Source organism: Vibrio sp. RE88 (assembly GCF_013113835.1).
In the GTDB taxonomy this organism is placed as follows: Bacteria; Pseudomonadota; Gammaproteobacteria; order Enterobacterales; family Vibrionaceae; genus Vibrio.
Genome location: NZ_VTYQ01000001.1, coordinates 65809 through 91621, shown reverse-complemented (window position 1 = coordinate 91621; position 25813 = coordinate 65809). Strand labels below are relative to the sequence as shown.

At 46.3% G+C, this 25813-nt stretch carries 21 protein-coding genes; 10 read left to right on the top strand and 11 right to left on the bottom strand.

The genetic code is table 11. The features are described 5' to 3' along the window. Positions 1-13: 13 nt before the first annotated feature. The 3 genes from F0265_RS00425 to F0265_RS00415 form a co-directional block, all read right to left on the bottom strand. Positions 14-727 (bottom strand): helix-turn-helix transcriptional regulator, encoded by a 714-nt coding sequence (locus tag F0265_RS00425; protein ID WP_171747337.1) that lies wholly within the window; start codon positions 725-727, stop codon positions 14-16. 342 nt (positions 728-1069) lie between these two features. Beyond that, positions 1070-2899, bottom strand: coding sequence for an SUMF1/EgtB/PvdO family nonheme iron enzyme (locus tag F0265_RS00420; RefSeq protein ID WP_171747336.1), 1830 nt, complete (start codon positions 2897-2899; stop codon positions 1070-1072). A gap of 148 nt (positions 2900-3047) precedes the next feature. Beyond that, on the bottom strand, positions 3048-4157 hold the full coding sequence (locus tag F0265_RS00415; protein ID WP_171747335.1) for a PEGA domain-containing protein: 1110 nt from the start codon (positions 4155-4157) through the stop codon (positions 3048-3050). A gap of 447 nt (positions 4158-4604) precedes the next feature. On the opposite strand from F0265_RS00415, the gene F0265_RS00410 reads away from it, so the two are divergent. The 6 genes from F0265_RS00410 to F0265_RS00385 all read left to right on the top strand — a co-directional run bounded on the left by F0265_RS00410 (position 4605) and on the right by F0265_RS00385 (position 11995). Further along, positions 4605-5420 (top strand): AraC family transcriptional regulator, encoded by an 816-nt coding sequence (locus tag F0265_RS00410; RefSeq protein WP_040122404.1) that lies wholly within the window; start codon positions 4605-4607, stop codon positions 5418-5420. Positions 5421-5607: 187 nt separating this feature from the next. Beyond that, a complete protein-coding gene (putA, locus tag F0265_RS00405) occupies positions 5608-8727 on the top strand; it encodes a bifunctional proline dehydrogenase/L-glutamate gamma-semialdehyde dehydrogenase PutA (protein ID WP_171747334.1) in 3120 nt (1039 codons plus the stop codon). A gap of 22 nt (positions 8728-8749) precedes the next feature. After that, positions 8750-9448, top strand: a complete 699-nt coding sequence (locus F0265_RS00400; RefSeq protein ID WP_171747333.1) for a 1-pyrroline-5-carboxylate dehydrogenase — start codon at positions 8750-8752, stop codon at positions 9446-9448. A gap of 74 nt (positions 9449-9522) precedes the next feature. Continuing rightward, on the top strand, positions 9523-11010 hold the full coding sequence (gene putP / locus F0265_RS00395; protein WP_040122291.1) for a sodium/proline symporter PutP: 1488 nt from the start codon (positions 9523-9525) through the stop codon (positions 11008-11010). Between the two features lie 167 nt (positions 11011-11177). Then, positions 11178-11408, top strand: a complete 231-nt coding sequence (locus F0265_RS00390) for a hypothetical protein (RefSeq protein ID WP_006960210.1) — start codon at positions 11178-11180, stop codon at positions 11406-11408. A 110-nt stretch (positions 11409-11518) separates the two neighbouring features. Next, complete coding sequence (locus F0265_RS00385) at positions 11519-11995, top strand: Lrp/AsnC ligand binding domain-containing protein (RefSeq protein WP_019276970.1); 477 nt, start codon at positions 11519-11521, stop codon at positions 11993-11995. Between the two features lie 54 nt (positions 11996-12049). Here the strand turns inward: F0265_RS00385 and F0265_RS00380 are convergent, their stop codons facing one another. Together F0265_RS00380 and F0265_RS00375 are read right to left on the bottom strand one after the other, a co-directional pair. After that, complete coding sequence (locus tag F0265_RS00380; protein ID WP_171747332.1) at positions 12050-12751, bottom strand: DUF445 domain-containing protein; 702 nt, start codon at positions 12749-12751, stop codon at positions 12050-12052. Between the two features lie 125 nt (positions 12752-12876). Continuing rightward, entirely contained in the window at positions 12877-14730 is a 1854-nt protein-coding gene (locus tag F0265_RS00375; protein ID WP_171747331.1) for an ABC transporter ATP-binding protein, read from the bottom strand. 304 nt (positions 14731-15034) lie between these two features. On the opposite strand from F0265_RS00375, the gene F0265_RS00370 reads away from it, so the two are divergent. Both F0265_RS00370 and F0265_RS00365 read left to right on the top strand, forming a co-directional pair. Continuing rightward, positions 15035-16012: an arginine deiminase-related protein gene (locus F0265_RS00370; protein ID WP_171747330.1), complete on the top strand. Its 978-nt coding sequence runs from the start codon at positions 15035-15037 to the stop codon at positions 16010-16012. Positions 16013-16129: 117 nt separating this feature from the next. Further along, a complete protein-coding gene (locus F0265_RS00365; protein ID WP_171747329.1) occupies positions 16130-17020 on the top strand; it encodes a LysR family transcriptional regulator in 891 nt (296 codons plus the stop codon). Positions 17021-17060: 40 nt separating this feature from the next. Here F0265_RS00365 and F0265_RS00360 read toward each other — a convergent pair whose 3' ends face one another. The 4 genes from F0265_RS00360 to F0265_RS00345 form a co-directional block, all read right to left on the bottom strand. After that, on the bottom strand, positions 17061-18035 hold the full coding sequence (locus F0265_RS00360; RefSeq protein WP_171747328.1) for a TAXI family TRAP transporter solute-binding subunit: 975 nt from the start codon (positions 18033-18035) through the stop codon (positions 17061-17063). A gap of 55 nt (positions 18036-18090) precedes the next feature. Continuing rightward, on the bottom strand, positions 18091-18942 hold the full coding sequence (locus tag F0265_RS00355) for a 3-keto-5-aminohexanoate cleavage protein (protein WP_171747327.1): 852 nt from the start codon (positions 18940-18942) through the stop codon (positions 18091-18093). Continuing rightward, entirely contained in the window at positions 18933-20264 is a 1332-nt protein-coding gene (locus F0265_RS00350; protein ID WP_171747326.1) for an aspartate aminotransferase family protein, read from the bottom strand. The genes F0265_RS00355 and F0265_RS00350 overlap by 10 nt, the downstream gene beginning before the upstream one ends. Before the next feature lie 149 nt (positions 20265-20413). After that, on the bottom strand, positions 20414-21334 hold the full coding sequence (locus tag F0265_RS00345; RefSeq protein ID WP_171747325.1) for a DUF368 domain-containing protein: 921 nt from the start codon (positions 21332-21334) through the stop codon (positions 20414-20416). 645 nt (positions 21335-21979) lie between these two features. Here F0265_RS00345 and gltS point away from each other — a divergent pair. Continuing rightward, a complete protein-coding gene (gene gltS, locus F0265_RS00340) occupies positions 21980-23206 on the top strand; it encodes a sodium/glutamate symporter (protein ID WP_171747324.1) in 1227 nt (408 codons plus the stop codon). A 59-nt stretch (positions 23207-23265) separates the two neighbouring features. Here the strand turns inward: gltS and F0265_RS00335 are convergent, their stop codons facing one another. Both F0265_RS00335 and F0265_RS00330 read right to left on the bottom strand, forming a co-directional pair. Continuing rightward, complete coding sequence (locus F0265_RS00335; RefSeq protein ID WP_171747323.1) at positions 23266-24396, bottom strand: HlyD family secretion protein; 1131 nt, start codon at positions 24394-24396, stop codon at positions 23266-23268. Continuing rightward, entirely contained in the window at positions 24396-24785 is a 390-nt protein-coding gene (locus F0265_RS00330; protein ID WP_171747322.1) for a DUF3302 domain-containing protein, read from the bottom strand. The genes F0265_RS00335 and F0265_RS00330 overlap by 1 nt, the downstream gene beginning before the upstream one ends. A gap of 136 nt (positions 24786-24921) precedes the next feature. Here F0265_RS00330 and F0265_RS00325 point away from each other — a divergent pair, with 136 nt between their 5' ends. Beyond that, positions 24922-25812 carry a DMT family transporter gene (locus F0265_RS00325; RefSeq protein ID WP_171747321.1) on the top strand — a complete coding sequence of 297 codons (891 nt, stop codon included), beginning with the start codon at positions 24922-24924 and terminating at the stop codon, positions 25810-25812. Position 25813: the final 1 nt, after the last annotated feature.

Here is a 25813-nt window from a genome sequence, read left to right as displayed (position 1 = left end):
TGAATACGCCGCACTATGCGGCGTATTCATTACTCAATACCACTGAAAGCTGTGTTCGCAGCAATGTTTGAGGGATGTGCGAGCCGAATCCGGCGTCCAAAGCCATATCAATCAATTGTGCTTTACTGTGTGCTCCAAATTTTCCTCTCAGGTGCAACACGTAGTTTTCCAGCGTTTTAGTCGAGATGTTCATAACACTGGCTATGTACTTCGGTTTCTTACCGTACAACAACAAAAACAGTACTTCCGACTCTCTTGTTGTCAGCTTGATTTGATGGCTTTGCGGCGACAATTGATTCAATGAGATTCGCTCTTCACTGTGTAGACCAGTTGCCCGACAAATCCAATGACCGACCTCCAACACCGCAGTATCAGTCAACTCCTGACCGTAGAAAATAGTGCCCTGTACGTTTCCCTGTGTGTCATACCAAGGGGACTTACTGAAAATGTGTGTACGCCAGCTGCCATCAGGGTAGGGGTGAACGTCCAGTACCTTGATTGACTGTTGAGTCTCTATTACGAATCTATCTTGCTCCTGAAAGTCACTGGCACACTTAGTGGTTGGGCTGGGCATCTGATGATCGGTAAGACCGATACAATCCTCAGGCAGTTCAAAGCCAATGAGCTTGGCATAAGAGTGGTTGGCGTAAGCGAAAACGGAATTGAGGTCTTTACAACCCCAGTAGCCAGGGAGTTGGTTGAATAAAGAAATTAGGTGCGGTTCCAAAGCGATGTCTACCTTTTACAGTACTCCGGTTATGATATCAGATGAGTAATCTGTCAATCCATCCCAGATTTGCTGTAAGGGCTTTAAAGATAAGAATTTTTGCGGTAAATCGACAAGTATCGAACGAAAAAAAGCCAGCGATCGACAGGATGGCTGGCAAACACAAGAATAATTCTTGTCGACGTGTAGAAGAGGTTCTATGCACTCAGTACGAGGAACTGAGCATAGACGTATCAATCGATACTGAGCCCATTGTTGGGTGAGCTCAGGGGAAATTCTACGTGGAAATGACGTACAAAAAAGGGGGGAAATCCCCCCTAAACCATTATGTGTATTGTTTATTTAGTTGATGTCTCTTACGACACGGAATCCGACATAGTTAGCAGCAGACGAGCTTGATAGCGAAAGCTGTTGATGGGCCGCTGCCATGTCTGGCGAAAAGTTCCATGCGCCACCTTTTAGCAGGCCGCGTGAGTCACTGGTCCATTGCCAGATGTTACCTACAGTATCGTAAATGCCTAAACGGTTTGGTTTGAATGCATTGACTGGAGAGGTACTCTTGTTTGACCAAGGCGTTCCACCCCAACCTGTGTTGGCTTGATTAGGGATAAAACTGTCACCCCACCAATAGTTGGTTTCAGCGCCTGCTCTTGCGGCCACTTCCCACTCATCTTCACTTGGTAGGCGATAGGTATGCTTGGTTTTTGTGCTTAACCAGTTTACGTAGGCTTGAGCATCGTTTCTACTCACACAAACCACAGGAGAGTTCGCTGCTTGTTTAAAGCCTGGGTTACGCCAGTAGCCTTTCGAGATGGGGGTCACTTCGCCTTTTACAATAGCGGTACAGGTGTTCTTAAGCTCCGCGTCAGTCTGGTAGTTAGTAGCGTCAACGAACGTTTTAAACTGACCGACGGTAATAGGAGTCGTACCAAAGCCGAATGGGTGTTTTAGTTGAAGTTGCTTCGAGCCATGTTCACCAAGAATGTATTGGCCTGACAGAATCGTGGATAACTCAGGGCCTTGATAACCAGAGCCCAGCGAGTCTGCGAATTTGTCACCTTCACGCAATGGGTTTTCTTTTTCAACCAGCACGGCACGAAGGTTTTGATCACGTCTGACGGTTAGTTCGCGATGGAACGAGCGGTAACCTTCTTTCTGGACGGTAATCATATGTGGGCCAACGGGTAACATGACTTCGACAGGTGTACTGCCATAATTTACGCCGTTGATCGCAACGTTATCATCGTAGAGGTTAGAACGGATATTCAACGTGACCCAAGCCACTTCTTTATTGCTGACAAACTGATCTTTATCGCTGAGTGCTTCAGGTTCGAAGCAGTATTTCTTATCGATGCCCAATAAGGTACAAGCCGCGCTCTGAGTCGGTCTGGCCTGCATCTCAACATCCATCAGGCTACGGTAACGAACACCATCATAGAAGCCAGATTCTTTCGCTTTTGAGCGTAAAACGTGGATGTTGAAGGGAACCTTATTGGCATGCAGTTTCACCACTTGAGGCTCACTGGTACCTGCTACAAGTTCTGACTGGAATTGCTTAACCGCCTTCTGCAATGCAAGATCGCGAGTCTGGCGATCACACTGGGCAATAGTCATATCTGCCTGACAACGATTGGTGAAACTCACAGATAAAGAATGGGCTTGTTGCAGTTCTTCTTGAAGGCGCTCTGCGCGTGCACGCAACTTATTCTGGTCGAGAGCATCAATGCCTTGCTCAATCGACTCAACTTCATTGTTCGCGAGATCAAGCTGGTGCTTAAGCTCTTGCAGTTGCTGTTCTTCTGATAAACGTTCTTTCTGGTTTTGTTTTACCTTTGACCAGGCATCTTGATAGGCTTTCTGAGTGGCGGCGAGATCGATGTTCGGGTCTTCAATCATCCGTGAATAGTCACTTTCAAGACGTGTTTTTGCCTCGGTCAGTGCCTCATCAAGCGATTTGGCCAGCTTAGTTAACTCAGAGACAGATTGTTGCTGTTGCTCATACGTCGCTTTTTGCTCATCCCGAGCTTGAGTTGCCGCTTTCAGCTCTCCATGCCTATCAAATAACTGCTGATCAATTTCGACAATCGGATCACGAGTATCCTGTGCCGCAACATTAGCTGTGATGAAGCATGGTGATAAAGCAAGAAGAAGCGTTGGTAAACCAGTTCGCATTATCTATATCTACAATTCTTTTCTATCTAATGGGCTTATTCTAAACGAAAACGCCATTTTGTCTTAAGTTATAAAGCGATAACTTACGACAAAACGGCGTTTTAGGTCAATTTTGTGCAACTCCCCTCTTTCCAAAAAGAGAAGTGGGTTAAATATCTGAATCTGGGCGCAACTTCACCCATACTGTATCGTTGCCATTGACTGGAATTGTACGGTTGTAGGTTTGGTAGCCATCTTTCGACACAGTAAACTGGTGTTTGCCTCTTGGTAACACAACTTCAACTGGCGTGCTGCCGTAGTTGACACCATTAATGGTCACGCGATCTTCGTACTGATCTGAACGAATGGTAATGTTTGCCCAACTCTTCTCTTTGTTGCCTTGTTCTTTTTTGACAACTTCAGTGCCGTTTAGGCAGTAACGAGAAGATACGTTCAATAGCTTACACGCTGCAGAAGCTTCTGGGCGCGCCTGAAGTTGAGCCTGCATTTCAGTGTAGTAGCTGTTGTTACCTTCAAAACCAGAGCGGATGATTTGGCTTTCCTGAACAAACACATTCAGTTGAACACCTTTAAGGTTCTGCTTAGCCAAATTGGCTTCTGTTAAACCATCAAGCAATTTTGCTTTGAACGTGTTTACAGCGCGCTGCTTCGTCAGGTATTTACCTTGATTGGTACACTCACCAAGTGTCATGGTCGCAGAACAAGTGGTCTTAAATGCCGTGTTGAGCACATCGCTTTCGCGCAATTCCGCGTCAAGACGCTTCACTCGCGCTTCGACTTTCTGCTCTTTTAGGTAAGACAACTCAGAGTTAATGCGAGAGCGTTTTTGTTTGATTTGCGACAAACGCATTTCCTGTTCGGTAATGGTCTGTTTCTGCTCCAGAATCTGACTTTGGTTCTCTTTAACAGAAGCCCAAGCTTGTTGATACTCCTGCTGGAAAGAAAGCAGGTCAACATCTGGATCGTCTAGAAGGCGGTTATATTGTTTGTCCAGTGCAGACTTGGCACGGTTACGTTTGGCGTTTAGCTCTTGCTCTTCACGCTGGTACTTGGTCAGCTCAGCCCTTAGCTGCTGTAAACGCTCAGATTCTTGTTCAAACTCAGCTCCAAGTGTCTGTAGTTCACTTTGTTTGTTCTCTAATTTTCCATCGATAGCTGCGACAGGATCGGCAGAGGTTGCCGTTTCCGCAAAAACCGAAGTCGATACCCACATAGGGCTTAGCGCAAGTAAAAGCGCTGGGATGCGACGTGTTATCATATTTCCCTGCAACAATTAACGTTTCATTTTACCAACGTAAAAACCAAAAAAAGACAAACTTTTGACAGTCCTTGTTTCCCTGCCTCTCCCAAGTTTTCTTTTAACCTAGCATCTTTCTTTTTAACAGATTAATCAGATTAATCTAACTTAAGTATATAAAACTTGGATGCTATCTATCATTTTGAGTTGATTGGGGAAATATGCAAGTGAAGATTGGGCATCTTCAAAAAGAAAAGTTGCTAGAAGTGACATATACCGTAATTTATGTGCACTTGATCATTCTTCCGGAGCGGTTGAAAGTGTGCTTTTTAACCTATGTTCGGTACTTTTTTCACTCTTCAATAATGTGATGCTGTACCCAATTGCATATTAATCGATAAATTTCGAATTGAAGGGATTTTGGTATAACATGCGACTCTAGTGCCATTCGAGATCACAAATTGTGCCATGACAGCATCTAAGTACACACCATTGATTGGTGAACATGCCAAACTTTTGTCACCAAAGCCCGCAGAGCTAGTGACATTGCCGTCTTATATGGACTGTCATGATCACAGCTATACCCAAATTGTGATTGGATTGAAAGGGCAGGCGGAATTCGAAGTGAGTGGGTTTGGCAATTTAGTTGGGCCTGGTCAAGGCTGTGTGGTGACATCAGGTTCCGGTCATGCGTTTGGCGGTGTGGTTGGGCAGTCCGATATTCTGGTGTTGAACATGCCAGCGCCGTCGGGTGATGACCCGTTAATGCTGCAAAAACTCAATGAGCTCAATCAGCGCGATACTTATTTCCAACTCGATGGTCAGATTCAGAAGCTGATACAAATGCTCGTTGCAGAAATGCAGTCTAGCCCTGAGGACTTGCTTCTTAGCCGAGCTTGCAACGACACAGTGATTGCTTTGATGCAGCGCCACATGTCGACTTTTGCAACATCTCGTAAAGATTCACGCTTCGACCTTGAAGCCATCGACAGATACATTGAACAACATCTTAGTCAGAAGATATCCGTTGCTCAGTTAGCAGGCAGTGTGTTCCTTGGCGAGAGCCAGTTTCACAACTTGTTTAAAGAACAGATGGGTATTACACCCCACCAATATGTGTTGGGTAAGCGGATAGATATGGCCAAGTCATTGATTGAAAAAGGCCACCTCTCATTAGGTCAAGTGGCAGAGCTGACGGGCTTCTCCGGCCAAAGTGCTTTTACTCATACCTTTTCTCGCCTTCAAGGCATGTCTCCATCTCATTACAAGAAACAATTTGGTTAAATAAGAAAAGATAAACCATATATTATTTTGCTTATATGCATGTGACTCTGTTTTTGTTTTGTTAATAATCAGAGTTTTTAGCAAAAAACTCGGAGTTTTTGACAAGTAATCCTCTCGCGCTCAAAATACACTGCAAGCCATTGTAAGAATCCTGATGAAATTATCAGGTTGAGATTGAGGAAAACGCATGTTTACAGCAACTGATGTGTTGAATGCCGAGTTTGTCGAGCAGCCGCTTGATAAGTTATGGTCATTGATCTCGCCACTTTACATGGTGGACGAATCCCAATGGCTTGAACAACTGTTGCCTCTGGCAATCCCTACTGATGCTGAAAAAGCACAAATTAGCGACAAGACCACCCAGCTAATCGAATCGATTCGTGCTGATAAGAAATCAATCCAGATGATTGACGCCTTGCTACTCGAATACAGCCTAGATACTCAAGAAGGCATCTTGTTGATGTGTCTGGCAGAAGCTTTGATGCGTATCCCTGATTCAGCGACGGCAGATGCATTGATTCGAGATAAGCTGAGTGTTGCCGATTGGAAATCTCACCTAAAGAATTCTGATTCTGTATTTGTGAATGCCTCGACTTGGGGCCTAATGCTGACTGGTAAAGTGGTTGGCTTGTCAGAAGCCGAATCACAAAGCCCTGTTTCAGCGGTTAACCGCCTAGTTAACAAGATGTCAGAGCCTGTTATCCGCAAAGCGATGCATCAGGCGATGAAGGTGATGGGCCACCAGTTCGTCCTTGGGCGTAGTATTGCCGAAGCACAGAAAAACGGTCGCACCATGCGCGATAAAGGCTTTACCTACTCCTACGATATGTTGGGTGAAGCCGCGTTGACGACAGCAGATGCGAATAAATACTTCAAAGATTACCTGATGGCGATTGAAGCTGTTGGCCGCGACAAATATGGCTTAGACACTAGCCCTGCGCCTTCTGTGTCTATCAAGTTGTCAGCCTTGCATCCACGCTATGAAGTAGCAAACGAAGAGCGCGTTCTAACTGAGTTAGCTGATACTCTGATGCAGCTTCTTCGTCGAGCTGTTGAGCTGGATGTTGCTATCACAATCGATGCGGAAGAAGCCGATCGTCTTGAGCTTTCACTGAAATTGTTCGAGAAAGTGTATCGCAGCGACTTAGTGAAAGGCTGGGGTAAGTTTGGCCTGGTTATTCAGGCTTATTCAAAACGCGCACTGCCTGTGCTGGTTTGGATTAACGGTTTGGCAAAAGAGCAGGGTGATTTGATCCCACTGCGTCTGGTTAAAGGTGCATACTGGGATAGTGAGATCAAATGGTCTCAACAAGCTGGTTACGATAACTATCCAGTTTACACGCGCAAAGAAGCGACGGATGTTGCTTATCTAGCGTGTGCTCGATTCCTACTTTCTGAGAATGTTCGTGGCAATATTTTCCCTCAATTTGCGAGTCATAACGCTCAGACGGTGACGTCTATTGCAGTCATGGCTGAGCACAAAGATTACGAATTCCAGCGCTTGCACGGTATGGGTGATTCCCTGTACAACCACGCGATGGAAGCTTATCAGCAATCTGTGCGTATCTACGCACCAGTCGGCAGCCACAAAGATCTATTGCCGTATTTGGTTCGTCGCCTTCTTGAAAACGGTGCAAATAGTTCATTTGTACACCGCTTAGTTGATGCTCGCTGCCCGGTAGAAACTTTGACTCAGCACCCAGTCGATATGCTAAAAGCGTTCGATACCTTGAACAACGCTAAGATACCACTGCCACCACAGGTCTTCCCTGAGCGTCAGAACTCTTATGGTGTGAACGTTGATATTGAATCAGAAGCCAAACCATTTGAGCACTCTGTCGAAAGCTTCCTGAAGAATCAGTGGCAGGCAGGTCCGATCATCAATGGTCAGGCTCATGCCGAAAGCATGATCAAGGAAAACATCAATGTTGAAGCTGTAACAGCGCCTTACGACCGCCGTATTGAAGTGGGTCAGGTTGCCTTCGCGACTCTTGATCATGTTTCCGCTGCCATCGATGGTGCACAGCAAGCGTTTGCCAAATGGCAGACCAGCGATAAAGCTCAGAGAGCCGCTATGCTGGACAAACTGGCAGAGCTACTGGAAGCCAATCTTGCTGAACTTGTTGCTCTGTGTCATCAGGAAGCGGGTAAAACTATTCACGATAGCATTGATGAAGTTCGTGAAGCTGTTGACTTCTGTCGCTACTACGCTAAGCAGGTCGATGCTTTAGGCGAGATTCACTTAAACGGTTTTGATGGACAGGCACGTACAGTGTCTCGTCAAGGTCGTGGTGTGTTTGTGTGTATCAGCCCTTGGAACTTCCCACTGGCGATTTTCCTCGGTCAGATTACAGCCGCTTTAGTCGCAGGTAACACTGTGGTTGCGAAGCCGGCCGAGCAAACCAGTTTGATTGCTGCACGTGCCGTCGAGTTGATGAATGAAGCAGGTTTCCCAGCGGGTACAATTCAATTGCTGCCAGGTCGCGGTGCTGAAATTGGTTCTGCGTTAACTTCTCACTCTGCCATTGCTGGTGTTGCCTTTACGGGTTCAACGGCAACAGCGCAACGAATCAATCAAACATTGGCGTCTCGTGATGCGACACCTGTGCCTTTCATCGCAGAAACTGGCGGTCAAAACGCAATGATTGTGGACAGTACGGCACTACCTGAACAGGTTGTGCGCGATGTTATTCGTTCTGCGTTTGCATCAGCAGGCCAACGTTGTAGTGCTCTGCGCGTACTTTATGTTCAGGAAGACATTGCCGATCGCATCGTTGCACTGATTCAAGGTGCGATGCAGGAACTGAGTGTCGGTCTTCCTTATCTTCATTCCACTGATGTGGGGCCGGTTATCGATACGACAGCAAAAACCAAACTGGTTAAGCATATTGAGCGTATGACCGCGACGGAAAAGAAAGTGGCTGAGCTTACTTTGGGTGAAGAACATCAACACGGTGATTTCGTTGCGCCAAGTGCCTTTGAGATTCGCGATATTTCTTGTCTTGAAGAAGAACAGTTTGGTCCGATTCTGCACATTGTCCGCTTTAAAGCGAACGAACTTCACCAGATTGTCGAGCGTATTAACAGCACAGGTTTTGGTTTGACTATGGGTATTCATAGCCGTAACGAAACCACTTACCGCTGGATTGAAAAACACGCACGTGTGGGTAACTGCTACATTAACCGTGATCAGGTGGGTGCTGTTGTTGGCGTGCAACCGTTTGGTGGTCAGGGCCTTTCTGGTACTGGTCCAAAAGCTGGCGGTCCGCACTACCTATTCCGCTTTACACAAACTTCGTTTTCTTAATCTGTAAGCAAGGAGAAAGATTATGGTTCATCAAGTAACTCGTTTTTCTGATGCTTTTTCAGCGTGGGAAAACTGGAATCTGACTAACTTTGATTCAAAAAGCGAGTGTCTACTGGCTTTTAAACAGGCTCTGCAATCAGTACAGCCGAACTTAGCTTCTGTTGTGGCATATCACATGGAACATGCGTCAGCACTATTGGCTGAAACGCACCAACTGGTAGGCCCTACTGGGGAAACAAACGAACTGTATACCGCAGGTCGAGGTGTGGCACTGATTATTCAAGATGAGTCGTCAGAGTCAGCACAAAAAGCAACGATTGCACAGGTGACTGCTGCGTTAGTTGCGGGTAACAGTGTCATCTTGTGTAGTGATGACACACAGCTTACTCAAAATCTGGAAGCTGCCTACACGCAGTCTTCCTTACCTATGAACCTATTACAATTTGCCTCTCTTGATGCTTATCATCAGCTGCTGGAGTCAGATGTACGTAGTGTCGGATACATAGGGAATCAAGAGGTTGAACAAACAATCAACCGCCAATTGTCGAAGCGTACAGGTGCTATTGTTGGCCTAGTTTCGGAGACGGATGTTGTGGCTATTCCGGTAGCGCATGATCCACATCTATCGCTTCGCTTTATCACAGAGCGAACGAGAACAATAAATATAACAGCAGTGGGCGGCAACGCGACCTTGTTAGAACTTGGGAGTGAGGCCCACTAATCCTTTCTCAGAGAGCCCTCACTCAGTGTAAGTGAGGGCGTTCATGGAAGGCGATCTTAATAGAGGACAAACACATGGAAAATAGCTTTGCTATTACGACCACGTTTATTGCGTATCTTATTCTGATGTTGGCGATAGGCGTTATTGCTTATCAACGAACGAAAAACTCGACCGATTACTTCTTAGGTGGTCGTTCATTAGGCCCTTGGCCTGCGGCGCTATCAGCGGGTGCATCGGACATGAGTGGCTGGTTGCTACTTGGCCTGCCTGGTTATGCGTATGCAGCGGGTATCGAGGCTTTGTGGCTGGCTGGTGGTCTGCTAGTCGGTACTTGGCTGAACTGGCTAATCAGTGCAAAACGTCTACGTACATACAGTATTACGACAGATGCTCTGACTCTGCCTGAGTTCTTGTCACGTCGCTTTAACGATAATTCGAAACTGATTCAGGTTATCTCTGCTTTCTTTATCCTTTTATTCTTCCTTTTCTACACCAGCTCTGGTCTGGTAGCGGGCGGAAAACTGTTTGAAACGGTATTCGGATTGGATTACACCACAGCAGTTATTATTGGTACTGTTTGTGTGGTTTCTTACACATTGTTTGGTGGTTTCTTAGCGGTATCTTGGACTGACCTTGTACAGGGCCTTCTGATGGCGGCGGCGCTAATGATTGTGCCTATTGCAGCGATGGAAGGTGGTTTTGGTCAACTAAGTACAGATCTATCTAACATCAACCCTCAGCTTCTGACACTGTGGAATGATACTAAAGGTGAGCCGCTGTCAGCGATCGCGATCATCTCTTTGGTTGCGTGGGGTCTAGGTTACTTTGGTCAGCCACACATTCTAGCTCGTTTCAAAGCAGCGCGTAGCAACAAAGATTTGACCACGGCTCGCCGTATCGCTGTTATCTGGACTGCCCTGTCTATGGTTGGCGCGATGCTGGTTGGTCTGGTTGGTCTGATTTACGTGACCAACTCTGGCGTATCCATTGATGACGGCGAGAAGATCTTCATGCTACTGGTGAACTCTATCTTCCACCCAGTGGTTGCAGGTGTTCTTCTTGCGGCGATCTTGGCGGCAATCATGAGTACTGCGGACTCACAGCTTTTGGTTTCTTCTTCAGCATTGGCAGAAGATTTCTACAAGCAGCTTGTGAAAAAAGACGCAACATCTGAAGAGATTGTGATGGTTGGCCGTATTGCGGTAGTGGCTATCTCTATCGTGGCGCTAATCCTAGCGATGACGCCAGACAGTTCAGTTCTTGGCCTAGTGTCTTACGCTTGGGCAGGCTTTGGTGCTGCATTTGGTCCAGCATTGGTGCTTAGCTTGTACTGGTCTCGTATGAACCGCAACGGTGCGCTTGCAGGTATCGTGATTGGTGGTGTGACTATCGTGGTATGGAAGCAGCTAACGGGTGGTTGGTTCGATGTTTACGAAATCGTTCCGGGAATCATCTTCTCTACTATCGCAATTGTGGTTGTGAGCATGATGACAGGTGAACCAGAAGAATCCGTGAAAGCACAGCACGCTAAGTTTGAAAAACAGCTTACTGAGCTTGAATAAGCGGTAAACTGACGAAACATAAAGCCCCGATATTCGGGGCTTTTTTAATAAAGTTGGTTAATAATTGAACTTGGTTCACAAATTGAAAATGAAAATTTGAGCAATTGGAACTAAGGCCTTACTAATATGTCCACTATCAATAACGCCATCGCTCACGGAGAGAGAAAATGCCTCAGGTATATTGCCATTGCTGCCAAAAAGTGACTGCCCACAAAGTTGTTATGAAGCGATGCCAAGAAGAGCATGACTCGGTGAAAAAGAGTTTGGCGTGTTTCTTTGCGACCCTCTTTCAGGGCGCACACTATGTAAAAATGGAAAAGCAGACGTTTTGTCGAGTGTGCAACACTCAGGCAGACTTAGTCGAAGAGCGTGAGCTCTCGAACGTTGAAGCCGCTTAAGTTTCCATTCCTCTCAATAAAATTTCTTCTAAGTCGGTTCCTTTATTAGGTTTCATTGACTCGTTTCGATTATGATAAGCATAAAGAAAGACATCTAATCAGAGCGTTAAATGGACTTAGATAGAATTGACCGTGAAATCCTTCGCACCCTAAACCTTAAAGGGCGTCTGCCTGTCGTCGAGCTTGCTAAGCAAGTGAACCTGACTACCTCCCCGTGTTCTGATCGTGTCAAACGACTGGAAAAAGAAGGTTACATTAAGGGCTATCACGCAGAGTTGAATCCGGAAAAACTCGGCTTAGACGTTCAGGTTTTCATCCATATTCGTCTTGATCAAACCAGCTTCTCTATCTTTGAAAAGTTCGCCAAGGCAGTGGAAGACATGCCAGAGATCGAAGAGTGCTATTCGTTATCCGGCGATTTCGACACCATGATCAAAGTACGAGTTAAAGATATGAAAGCCTATCAGAGCTTTATGTCTACCAAGCTCGGGACACTACCGGGTGTGATACAGACGCGAAGTGAAGTGGTGATTGAAGAGCATAAAACCAGCTTTGGTGTAAACGCGGATTTGATTGCAACACTGTAGAAAAAGAAAAGGGAAGCATTCGCTTCCCTTTTTCGTCAATTGCTGAGTTCTACATCAGGCAATGAATGATGATGCGATACCGATTAGACCGCCAAACACACCACCCCAGACTACCAGCCAGCCTAAATGCTCTTTAATCATTTTCTGGACGATTTCTTTGACCAGTTTTGGCGTCAGTTCACTTAGGCGCTGGTCAATAATGTTTTCAATGTTGGCCTGAATCTCTTCCATCATGGCTGGCGATTCCAGTTGACCCTTTAGCGCTTCTTTAACCGCATCGCTCTGGCTGATTTCTACCACCGCTTCCTGCATTTTTTCGACAAACGGTTCTTTAAGTGGTTGCAGGGCTTCCGCACCGCCAAACATGGCCAGCATGTTACCAAAAGAAGAGTTTGCAATGACATTGACTAGAGAATCAAACGTTGGATTGAAATCGACTTTCTCTAGTACAGGCTCAAGATTGAGTGTTTTGCCCGACATCTCTTTGTTGAGGAATCGATCAATGTTTTCTGCGGTGAAAAACTGTTCCATCATCAAGTTTTTGATGGCAGCCTTAAACTCTTCAAAACGCGCAGGGATCACGCCAGAACCGTATAAGCCGGGTACTTTCTCGAACAGCATGTGAATCGCTAACCAGTTAGTGATTGCGCCAGAGAAAGCGAATAGGCCTGCGTAAAAAGCAATTTGGTTGTCTGTCTGATAGCCACCAGCCAATAGCGCTAGTGCCAGCAAATTTGTCAGTAAGCTTTTATTCATTAGATTTGTGGAAAAATATTGAATGGGAATGGCGCGAGTATATCTCAATTGCTAGTAGAGATTGAATATCGGAAACAAAAAAGCAGAGGGAATACCTCTGCTTTTGTATTGGGTGATCGCTTTGATCAGGCTGTTTGTTTCTGCTCGCTTTCATCGCCAATGAATCCACCCGTTTGATGGGCCCAAAGCTGAGCGTAGATGCCTTCGTTCTGAATCAATTCTTGATGAGTGCCTTGTTCAACAATCTGGCCTTTATCAAGCACGATTAATCGATCCATAGCTGCAATGGTTGATAGGCGGTGTGCAATCGCAATAACCGTTTTGCCTTGCATCAGTTCATTGAGGCTCTCCTGAATGGCCGCTTCCACCTCTGAATCCAGAGCAGAGGTCGCTTCATCCAAGATAAGCAAAGGGGCATCTTTAAGCAGCACACGTGAGATGGCGATACGCTGTCGTTGACCGCCAGACAGCTTAACGCCTCGCTCACCCACCTGAGCATCGTAACCTTTGTTGCCAAACGGGTCATTGAGTGACTCGATAAACTCATGAGCATGAGCCTGTTTAGTGGCGCGTAGTAGGTCATCTTCTGTGGCGTCAGGGTTACCATAAAGAATGTTATCGCGAATAGAGCGGTGAAGTAGGGATGTATCTTGCGTAACCATACCAATATTGCTGCGCAGTGAGTCCTGAGTGACATCAGAAATCACCTGACCATCAATCTTAATGCTGCCACTTTCGACATCATGGAAGCGCAGCAGCAAGTTGACCAAGGTCGATTTACCTGCACCAGAGCGTCCAACTAAGCCAACCTTTTCACCCGGCTTAATATTGAGATTGAGATGACTGATCACTCCTTTGCTTTCATCGCCGTAGTGGAAGCTGACATTGTCAAACTCAATGCCACCTTGCTCAACCACAAGAGGCTTAGCATTGTCTTTGTCCTGAATATCAATCGGTTTGGAGAGCGTTTTCATACCATCGACAACGGTACCCATGTTTTCAAACAGCGCACCGACTTCCCACATGATCCACATAGACATGCCGTTGATGCGCAGGGCCAGAGCGATTGCTATTGCGATGGCACCGATGCTGATCGAATTATCCATCCACAGGTAAATAGAGAGTGCACCGATAGTGAAGACCAGTAGGTAGTTGGTAATCTCAACAGCGACGTCAAAACCGGTCACTAAGCGCATCTGGCGGTAAACGGTATCAAGGAAACCACGCATACCATTTTCTGCGTACACCGTTTCACGTTTGCTGTGGGAGAACAGCTTAACTGTCGCAATGTTGGTGTAGCTGTCGACGATACGGCCAGTCATGGTCGAACGTGCATCGGCTTGCTCTGACGCGACCCTCTTCAATTTCGGCACGAAGTAAAGCTGAATACAGACATAACACATCAGCCAGATCACCATTGGGATCATTAGACGCCAGTCAGCTTGCGCCAACAGAACAACAATCGCGGTAAAGTAAACTGACACATAAACGAAAACGTCCATGGTTTTCATCACGGTTTCACGCACGGCTAAAGAGGTTTGCATCACTTTCGTCGCCACGCGGCCTGCAAAGTCATCCTGATAGAAGTTCAGGCTCTGTTTGAGCAGGTAGCGGTGCGCGAGCCAGCGAATAGACATTGGGTAGTTGCCGAGCAGTGTCTGGTGAACCAAAAGGGAATACGCAACGACCAATATAGGCATGACTACTAATAGCAAGCCACCATACAACATCAGCTCTGACTGATTTTCCTGCCAGAAAGTGTCTGGGTTGCTGGTTGATAGCCAGTCAACGAGGTTACCCATGGCACCAAATAGCGATACTTCCACTATCGCAACCACAGTGGCCATCAATGACATCAGGATCAGAGGTACCTCAAATCCACGGGTGTAATAGCGACAAAAAGCAAAGATCCCACTCGGTGGCTGAGAGGGTTCTTCATCGGGAAAAGGTTTCGTAAAGCCTTCAAATTTCTTAAACATATCTCGCCTTAAATATTACAACGCAGGAGAGAGCCAGACATGGCAATTGCGCTTGTGTCATATGGTAGCTGGTTAATGATTGAAATGTAACCATATATCAACCATTTGTTATACGAACTGCTGCATATTATTCAGGCAATAAGTTTAAAAAGTCATGCCGACCATAAAATTTACTGGAAAATACGAAATTCACAGTAAAAATACACGGTCTGTATCTATTGAAATGGATGAATTCAGCAATTGTTGTTTTAACAATATGTCTACAATTCTACGTAAGTGAGTGAGATATAACGAGTCTATCGCAATGTTCAAACAGCAAACACAACTAGAAAAGTCAGTTTCTACAGTGCAAAACGCTAACTGCGTGGTGATGGTGCCACCAAAAGAATTTGCGTTTAATGCTGAAACCGCTCGAGACAATGAGTTTCAACATCAGGTGACCGAGTCGACCGAACAAGTTCGCAAGCAAGCGATGCAAGAGTTCAAGACAATGGTCGGTCAGCTACGTCAGGTCGGCGTTCAAGTGGTCGAATTTGATTACCCGCTTGGAGACGTGGAAACGCCAGACGCGGTATTCCCAAACAACTGGTTTAGCACCACTGCTGACGGTGCTCTGTATACGTTCCCAATGGCGTGTGAGAACCGTCAACAGGAAGTTCGCCCAGATGCGCTGCGTGAAGCTCTAGAAGCAGCAGGTCGAGCTGTATCTAGCGAAAATTCGCTGACGGATTACTTAGCAGAGAATGCCCACCTAGAAAGTACCGGCGTGATGGTGATCGATCATGTCAATCGCACCATTTATGCTGCGCTGTCACAACGCTGTGATCGAGAAGTGTTGGAAGATTACGCACAGCGAATTGGCTACGAGCGTGTGGTTTCTTTCCAGACGGCACTTCCATCGGGCAAGCCTATCTACCACACCAATGTAATGATGGCGATCGGCGAGCATTTCTGCGTGATTTGCGATGAAGTGATTCCTGAATTTGAGCGTCGTTTTGTACTCAAATCTCTTGCGAAAGATAAGCAGGTTGTTTCTATCAGCCTTGAGCAGATGAACCAGTTCTGTGGCAACATCTTGGAGCTTGAGACGGTCAATGGTGATAAAGTGATTGCAATGTCGCAATCGGCGTACGATGCGTTTTCACCTGCACAACGTGCTCAGTTGTCGAGCCACGGTAAGCTTCTTCCATTCAACGTCCAGACCATTGAATCAATCGGTGGTGGTAGTGTTCGTTGTATGTTGGGTGAGGTCTTCCTGCCAAGCCGCAAGAACAACTTATAATCTTACAACAGCCTGTCACTCGACAGGCTGTTTTGTTTTGGATTGATACTTCCCTTTACAACCGCCCGTCACGCCTCTTATTCTGCATGTATGAATTAAAGGAATAGATTCACACCTATGCTCAAAGGAAGCGAACTTCCATCGATTAAAGCACTGCGATCCTTAATCGCTGTTGCTCATCATCAGAGTTTTTCAAAAGCAGCAGAAGAGCTTTATGTCACTCAGGGTGCTGTTAGTAAGCAGATAGCGATACTGGAGCAAATGGTTGGTCAACCACTGTTAGAGCGCCAGTTGAATGGCATTGAGTTGACGACTGCTGGAAAGCAATATTTACCCAAAGTTATTGAAGCGCTGGAGATCATCCAGCACGCTACCGCCAGCTTGATTCAAAGTGACACTCAGCAAGAGTTACTGACTATTGATGTGACGCCTTCGTTTGCCAGCTTATGGTTGCTGCCTAAGATCGAAGAGTTCCGCCGTTTGCATCCTCAGCTGCAGGTTAAAATTCGCACTCGCGAGAATACCCAGCTTAAACTTGCGGGTGAGTCGGATATTGCCTTGCGTTGCTTGCCACTGTCCCAGCACTACGAGCACAGTCAATTATTGTGTCAGGAAAAGCTACTTTTGATTGGCGAGCAGGCCGCGGCCTGTAGCGACGTCACTTCTGTCTTAACTCAGCATGCATTGATACCTCACACCACCAGACCACAGTTGTGGGAGCTGTTTAAGTTAGAACATCAGTGCGCGGAGTCGCTCAACTATTATGGTGTTGGCTACGAACATTTTTACTTGTCACTGGAGGCGGTGAAGCGGGGGAAAGGGCTGGCTTTGGTGCCTGATTTTATGGCGAGTGAAATGTTGGAAAACGCTCAGGTGAGCAATCTGCTTGGCCTATCTATGCTAAGTGGCTATGGCTACTATTTGAGTGTGCCGAATTACCGTTTGGCTTCAAGGAAAGTTCAGCTCTTTCACCAGTGGCTCAGAGACGAACTCGAAGAAAGCAAATAAAAAAACCCGGCGTTTGCCGGGTTTGTTACTTATGACGTGGTTACTTAATCAGTCCCACTTCTTTGTAGTATTTCAGTGCTCCTGGGTGAAGAGGTGCAGACAGACCGTCTTTAACCATCTCTTCTTTTTTCAGGTTTGCGAACGCAGGGTGCAGCTTGCGGAAGTTATCGAAGTTTTCGAATACCGCTTTCACAATGTTGTAGACCACATCTTCCGGTACCGCAGTAGAAGAGACAAACGTTGCGCCAACACCAAATGTTTGCACATCATCAGGGTTGCCCTTGTACATGCCACCAGGAACCGTTGCAGTACGGTAGTAGCTGGCATCAGACAGAAGCTTGTTGACTTGCGGACTTGCTACCTGAACGATATTACTTTCACATGACGTCGTGGCTTCCTGAATTGCACCACTTGGGTGACCTACCACATAAACCATCGCGTCAATTTTGTTATCGCACAATGCTTTCGACTGTTCAGCCGCTTTCAGTTCTGAAGCCAGCTTAAAGTCTTTAGTTGTCCAACCATACTGGTCCATCAGAACTTCCATTGTGCCGCGTTGCCCCGAACCTGGGTTACCGATGTTGACACGTTTACCTTTCAGGTCTTCAAAGCTCTTGATGCCCGAATCGGCGCGAGCAACAACGGTGAACGGTTCTGGGTGAACAGAGAACACAGCGCGTAGCTCTTTGAATGGGCCCGCTTCAGAGAACTTACTTGTTCCGTTGTAGCCATGATATTGCCAGTCAGACTGTGCGATACCTAAGTCCAGTTCACCTGCACGAATCGTGTTTATGTTGTAGATGGAACCACCGGTAGACTCAACAGAACAACGAATACCGTGTTCTTTTTTCGTCTTGTTTACCAAACGGCAAATAGCACCGCCTGTTGGGTAGTAAACGCCTGTTACACCACCAGTACCAATAGTTACAAATCTGTCAGCAGCCGAAGCGTAAAAAGTGGCGCCTAAAAGTGCAGTTGCTGAGGCGGCAGTCAGTACGTTTTTTAGCAATGTCATAATAATTCCTTTTTATTGCGTGTAACGATCCTATCTTACTTACCAGAGACACTAATCAGTTTTTGCTTAGCGCCTTTCGGAAACTATAAGCATCATGAATGCAAATGTTTAATAATTTGTTAATTTTTTTGAGGTTTCTCACTTGTTCCGCATTATTAATGGCTGGAATTCCTTGTGGATCAAGGTGATTGTTCTCAAACCCAACTCGTACATCGAGGCCGAGTAGCATGGCACTGATGAGGCAGTCCTGCTCACGATCGCCAAACGCACATACTGCGAGGTGAACGTTTTGTTGAACAAACAGACTCAAGTCAAGTTGCTTTAAATCCCACGGACTGGATTGCTGTCCGTTATGGTATCGGCCTAGAACGACGAGAGCGTGTTGATTCACGGTAGGCAAGATTCCCTGAGCACGTAGCTGGAAGTAGCGGTCAATATCATCTTGATCGTAGAGAATGATTTGGCTGATGATTCCGTGTTCCGCGACCCAGTGGAAAAAGGCCTTTCCAGACTCAATATGGTTGTCATCGGGTATCAATTCACGCAGTGCGAATGAGGCGGCTTCGGGCTTGACCGCTTTAGTCAGTGCTATTTGCTGTTCTGCACTATAAATCCCTACGGCTTCAGTTGTCAGCTGGACGATAATGCTGTCACCGACGGCCTGTTTCACCTTGTCATACAGTTGGCGATTGGGTTCGATCTCTAGGCTGTGCTGACCATGTTCATCTCGAGAGTGAAGGTGAACCATTACAGCGCCAGCATCACGACATGCAATGACCTCAGAGATAATCTCCTCCTCGGTCATTGGAAGATTGGGATGATCTCGCTTGGTTTTTCGTGCTCCATTTGGTGCCACGATAATTGCGCTGGTTTGCTGGTGGCCAGCATCACCTGTTGCTAAATCCATGTTCCGGACACCTCAGCCAATGTGGTTTTCAGTTTAGTCACAATCTCGTCGATGTGGCTTGGTTCGATGATAAAAGGTGGCGCTAACAAAATGTGATGACCTTGTTTTCCATCAATGGTCCCAGACATTGGGTAACACATCAGGCCGTTTTTCATCGCTTGAGACTTAACAGCAGCGTTGGCTTTTGTGGCGACATCGAGCGGAGTTTTGCTTGCTTTATCTTTGACGAGTTCAATGCCGAGGAAGAGTCCTTTACCGCGAATATCGCCCACGTAAGGCAAATCGCCCAACTCACTCGACAGAGCTTGTTTAAGGTCTGCGCCGTGGGATTGCACCGCTGATAACAAGGCTTGTTGTTGAATAGCTTCGACTGTGGCCAGTGCAGAGGCACATGCCATCGGATGCGCCATAAAGGTGTGACCGTGCTGGAAGAAGCCGCTGCCATCGGCAATGGCTTGGTAAATCCGATCATTGGCGATGGTGGCACCGATAGGTTGGTAACCCGCTCCCAGTCCTTTTGCAATACAGACCAAATCGGGTTCTATCTGCTCTTGCTCGAATGCAAAGAAACTGCCGCTGCGACCGACTCCGCACATGACTTCATCCAAAATGAGCAACACTTCATATTGATCGCAAATCTCTCGAATTCGTTTGAAGTAGCCTTCTGTCGCAGGCACGGCGCCAGCCGTCGCGCCAACAACAGGTTCAGCGACAAACGCCATGACGTTTTCTGCGCCTAATTCGAGGATTTTTTCTTCAAGCTGATTGGCACTGCGAAGTGAATAGTCCAGCTCTGACTCTTGTGGTTGTTGTAAACGGTAGGCGTAGCAAGGATCGATATGGTGACTGGTTGTGAGAAGTGGCTGAAATGGCTCACGACGCCATTCATTTCCACCGACAGCAAGTGCTCCTAGCGTGTTGCCGTGGTAACTCTGTTTACGCGCAATGAACTGAGTCTTGCTTGGTTTTCCTAGCTCAACAAAATACTGTCGAGCCATTTTTAGCGCCGACTCCACGGCTTCAGAACCTCCGCTGACAAAGTAAGCGTGATTGAATTGCGAAGGCATCAAAGCACACAGTGCATCCGCCAATTGTTCACAGGGCTCGTTGGTAAAAAAACCAGTGTGAGCAAAAGGAATACGCTCAAGTTGTTCAGCGATGGCTTGTTTGACCATCGGGTGGCTATGGCCAAGATTAGAAACTGCAGCGCCGCCACAAGCATCTAGATAAGCTTTTCCATGTTTATCATAAAGATAAACACCTTCGCCGTGGCTGATAGTAGGTAGTTGTGTATGACAGTGTCGGTGGAATACGTGGGACATAACAGGTCACTCGGTGGTCGTATTAGCCTTATCCTGTACAACAAAGCTTAGATGCGCAATCGATTAAAAGTTGACCGTTATGAGTTTTTGGAATGAGGTTGAGAATACAGAGATGAAAAAAAGCAGCCAACAGGCTGCTTTTAAAACAATTAGATATCGCGATTTTCGGCAAATTTTTCCAAGCCGAGGACCAGCGCAATGGCACACAACATGAGAACGATGGCGATGCCTATCTGAGCAGGTTGTGAGGTGATGGCTTCAAAATCAAACGGTGATAGGTTGCGTTCAATCAACGGGACTTGTTCACCACTTGAGTTAGTGCGCCACGTCAACGTTTCTTTCCAAGGCCAGATCTTTGGTAATGTGCCAATCATTAGGCCAGTCAGGAAGATAAGAGTGATGTCTCTGAATCGTTTTAGGAGCCAGGATAAGACGTGGGAAAAGCTCAGTAAACCAATGACACAGCCCGTGAGGAATAACAGCAGAATGGTGATATCCAATGATTTGACTGCGCCAAGTACAGGGCTGTACATACCAATGAGCAGCAGGATAAAACTGCCAGAGATACCGGGTAAGAGCATCGCACAAATGGCGATCGCTCCAGCAAACATGACATTAATGCTGGTCGGATCCATTTGAAGGGGTTTGAGGATGGTAATGCTGTAAGCAAACCCGACTCCAAGTAATAGGAAGATAAGGCGACTGAAGGTTCTTTTTTCTATTTGTTTCAGTATATGGAAAACGGAAACCAGAATCAGGCCAAAGAAAAAAGACCATAACGGAATAGGGTGTGTCACCAACAACCACGAAATCAGCTTAGCTAGTGTTGCAATGCTGGTGAGAACGCCCCCGAATAAGGCGATAAGAAAGAAGCCGTTGATATGGTTAAACGCAGCTTTAACGCCATCGCGTTTCAATACACCAATCAGGCTGGGATTAATGCGTCGGATGCTTTCCAACAATGTGTCATAAATGCCTGTGATGAAGGCGATAGTGCCACCAGAAACTCCTGGTACAACGTCGGCCGCGCCCATGGCTAAGCCTTTGCAGAAAGTGGATAGATAATTCATTCGATACAGCAATTCAGTTCAGGTAGTGGGAGTATATCGACAATAACGTAAAAAAAGTATGAAAATAGTGCATTGATAAACTAGTTGATAAGATACTTGTTTAATATCGAATTGCACTTATTTGCAAAATGCAATTTTCATTTTGCACATTCAATATAATAAATCGGCTAAAAGTTGGATCAATATTGTGGTTTTATGGGTTTTAAAGTTGGCACGCTACATGCATTAATATAACTGACCCTTATTAAGCCGAGGGTCACCTAGCCAACTGACGTTGTTAGTGAATGAATTTGTTCACACTATATATATGCCAATCGCCAACATTGCGGTTGGCTTTTTTTTTGTCCGTTGGTTAACTCTTCGTCAATTTACACGGATTCATGACACGAATTTTCTGTCTATACTCGACAAACGCCTGCGAGTTTATTAATAATGTCCGCTTTCTTTTTGTAGCCCTAAAGTACACCGTAGGGTTTCGCTGTTGAAATGGAGTGGGGAAACCCGCTGTAGAGAGGACGTTTTTCAATAGAGAATATCTCAATCAGTGCCTGCAATTGTTACCTGAGACCTTGGTAGCAAAATGGCCCAGAGCAGTATGCTCTTAACTCGTTAGGGAAGATGAGTGACAGACAATAAAGAGGTTATATGAATCAGATAATTTCGGTTGGACCACTAGAATCTTTCTTAATCGCAATCAGCGTGTTGTTTCTTGGTCACTTTGTAAACTCAAAGCTCCCTATTCTGAAGAAGTTTAATATTCCAGAGCCTATTGTTGGTGGTTTAATCGTTGCGATGATCATCACGGGAATGCATTTTAATGGGGTTAGCTTAGAGTTCTCATTACCGTTGCAAAACACCTTTATGTTGATGTTCTTCAGTACTGTTGGTCTGGCTGCAAACTATACTCAACTGATGAAAGGCGGCGCTAAAGTCTTTCTATTCCTAGCCGTTGCGTCTTTTTACATCATCATTCAAAACGGTGTTGGTGTATCAATGGCAACCGCACTTGGCTTGGATCCCCTAATGGGGCTGATTGCTGGCTCAATTACGTTGTCAGGTGGACATGGTACGGGTGCAGCGTGGTCTCAGACTTTTACTGACACTTACGGGTTGAGCAATACACTTGAAATCGCAATGGCGTCAGCGACTTTTGGCCTGATCATTGGCGGTATTATCGGTAGCCCGGTTGCTCAGAAGTTGGTGACTAAAAATAACTTTGAATCTGAATACGGACGCGGAACACAAACCCATGAAAAGTTCCCAGAAGTCGTGACGTATAACGAGTACGAAGAAGATAAGGTGACGGCGAAAAAGGTCATTGAAATCCTGTTTATTCTTCTTATCTGTGTGACTGGTGCTAAATACCTTGAACAGTGGGTGAGTAGCTTAGAAATCAGTTGGCTGATGATTCCAGACTTTGTTTACGCTCTGTTTATCGGTGTCTTCATCACCAACGTTATGGAAGTCACTAAGACACACAAGGTAGACGCAGAAACTGTTGATATTTTAGGCACGGTCTCACTATCTTTGTTCTTGGCCATGGCACTGATGAGCCTGAAACTATGGAATATCTTTGATCTGGCGATTCCGTTCCTGATCATTCTTTCGGTCCAGTCTGTCATTTTAGGTATTTTTGCGTACTTTGTGACGTTCAAAGTGATGGGCTCAAACTACGATGCAGCCGTGATTGCGGGTGGTCACTGTGGTTTTGGTCTTGGGGCGACACCGACAGCCGTTATGAACATGGGTTCTCTGGTGAATAAATTTGGTCCTTCACCTCAAGCGTTTATGGTAGTGCCGATTGTGGGTGCTTTCTTTATCGACATTGTGAACTTAATTATTCTTCAAGGGTACATCTCCTTTATCGGCTAATGTGCTCATATATAAATGAAAAGGCCTCTTTAAGAGGCCTTTTTGCTTTCTGACTGATGTTAGTGGTCCAGATAGAGATAGTTCTGCCAGCTTTTCATTCGAATGAGCACTTTGCGCATAATGGAAACATGAGTGAATTGATCGGAGTAAACTGCCACTTCGACCGCTGTCCCCATGGGTAAGTGATAGTCGGATAAATCATCAGTGATATTGAGAGTGACGAAAACTCGTCCACTGGTGCGTAATGCTTCCGTACCAAGCAGGGCGCCACGGGCCTGAAATTGGCTCTCACCAATGGCGGGTAGCACATCCACCACTTCTCCCTTAAAGACCTTGCCAGGAAGCGCTCTGAAGAGAAACTCTGCTTCATAACCCGGTTGTAAGCGTTGCAGTGAGTTTTGCCTGAACGCGGCCGCATAGAGCATTTCTTCCGTATGAACAAAGGTCATCACTGGTGCTAATGGTAGTGGGACTGCCATCACCCCAGGGCGCAATGCTAATTGGGTTGCGAAGCCATCGGTCGGCGCTCTGACGATGGTTTGTTCTAGATCGAACTCAGCTTGACGTAGCTCCGCTAGCAAGCGCGCCACAGTGGTGTTTTCTCCTCCAATTTCAGAGTTGAGTGCGATCTTGGCTTGATCCACTCTGGCTTCCGCAACTTTGACCGCGGCCTCTGTGGCTTTATATTCTTGGCGTCGGGTGTCCAGCTCTTGCTCGGTGAAGGCGCCTTTATCGTAGCCACGTTGATAACGGGCGTATTCACGCTGCGCTTTGTCCCTGTCTGCGATGGCCTGAGCTTGAGCGGCTTGTGCTTCTTGCACATCAGATTCCAATCCAAGTGCACCTTGGCTGGCCTCTTTAATCTGCGCTTCAAGCTTTTCAACTTCAGCTTCGTATGGGATAGGGTCAATCATGAAGAGAATGTCCCCTTGCTTGAGTGGCTTGTTGGGCTCTACAGGCACCTCGATTACACGGCCACGGACTCCTGAAACGATAGGCGTACTGGAAAAGACTTGATTGCCAAGCTGAGTGAAGGGGTGGTTGTAGTTCATCAACAAGATTAGGGTACCAACTAAAACCACACCTCCCAATACGGCCGTTGGAACGGTCCACTTGTTGAGGGGAATATTGAAGATTTTAAAAATCGCAATGCACAACGCGGCGTAAGTCAGAATGAGGAGTAAATCCATTATTGCTCCTCCTCATGTTCATTGATATGGGGTGTTACAGCCGCTTGATTATTGTGTTGCTGCTTAAGTTCAAGGACTTCCTGTTGTAGCTGGTTCACTTGGTCAATGAGTGAATCAACCCGGTGATGAATATCATGTTGTTCCTCTTCGAGTTTTTGAAAACCCCACCCTCGTTCCTGGCGCCACAAGGTGGCCCATATCCAGAGAAAAGGCCAGATGGCGTGAAGTGTGAAGAGACTCACCCAGCCAGCATAATGAATCGCATCCTGATGTGGATGCTCTCGCTCTTTGGCTATCTCATACGGAATATCGTGAATTACTATGATGCCGTAGAAAATGACCAGAGCAACAAAGATGAGTAGACCTAGCGCGAAATAGTCCAAAAACATAAATGCGTCCCTGTTATTGTGTTTATATTCAATAAAACGTACGGTGATACAAAGCTAAGTATAGAAATAAAAACAAGATATTAGAGGTACTTTGCGAGTCTGCCTCATTTTTTCAAATCAATACTAAGGTCAGTAGATGGAATTTCAGGGAGAGATTGCCGCGTTGTCGGCGGCGGTGGTCTGGGCGTTGGCGACTTGGATTTACAGTCAATTCAGTCACCACTTTTCTGCCATGCAGCTGAATATTGTCAAAGGTGTCGCTGCGTCGGGCATGATGCTGGTGGTGATGCCATGGATTGAGATGCCCACAACGGCGATATCTTCTACGCATCTGGCTATATTGGCAGTGTCAGGAATCATAGGAATTGCGATCGGAGACAGCGCGTATTTCGCCTCTTTAAAGCGAATTGGTGCCAATAAAACTTTGTTACTGGAATCCTTAGCGCCGCCGCTTTCTGGTGTGTTGGCGTTGGTCGCCTTAGGTTCAGTTCTGCCTCTGCAAAGTTGGCTTGGTGTGTTACTGACGACGTTAGCCGTCACTTTCGTGATTTTTCAGCCTGATGCCAGTGGTGAACAAACGAATTGGTCAGGTGTAGGCTTTGGCTTGCTGGCGAGTGTGTGTCAGGCATCGGGAGTGGTGATCTCACATTACGCCTTGGTGGCCGGAGATTTACCGCCTCTGTTAGGAGCGTTAATTCGACTGTCTGTCGGTGTGCTGGCGGTGGCTATGGTTATCGTGGTATTTGAGAAAAAACCTTTCTCGTCAATGAAAAAGCACTTAGGACAACTTACGAAATCGGCCTTTCTTTGGCTGCTAGGTGCGATTTTTGTGGGGACTTTTTTAGCATTATGGCTTCAACAAATCGCTTTGAAGCACGCCAACCCAGCTGTCGCTCAAACTCTGATTGCGACCAGCCCGTTATTTATGTTGTTTATCTATATGGTGAAAGGGGAAAAAGTCACAGCCAAAAGCATCATTGGTACTTTGGCTGCGGTTGGCGGGATATCATTGTTTTTCCTGCGCTGAG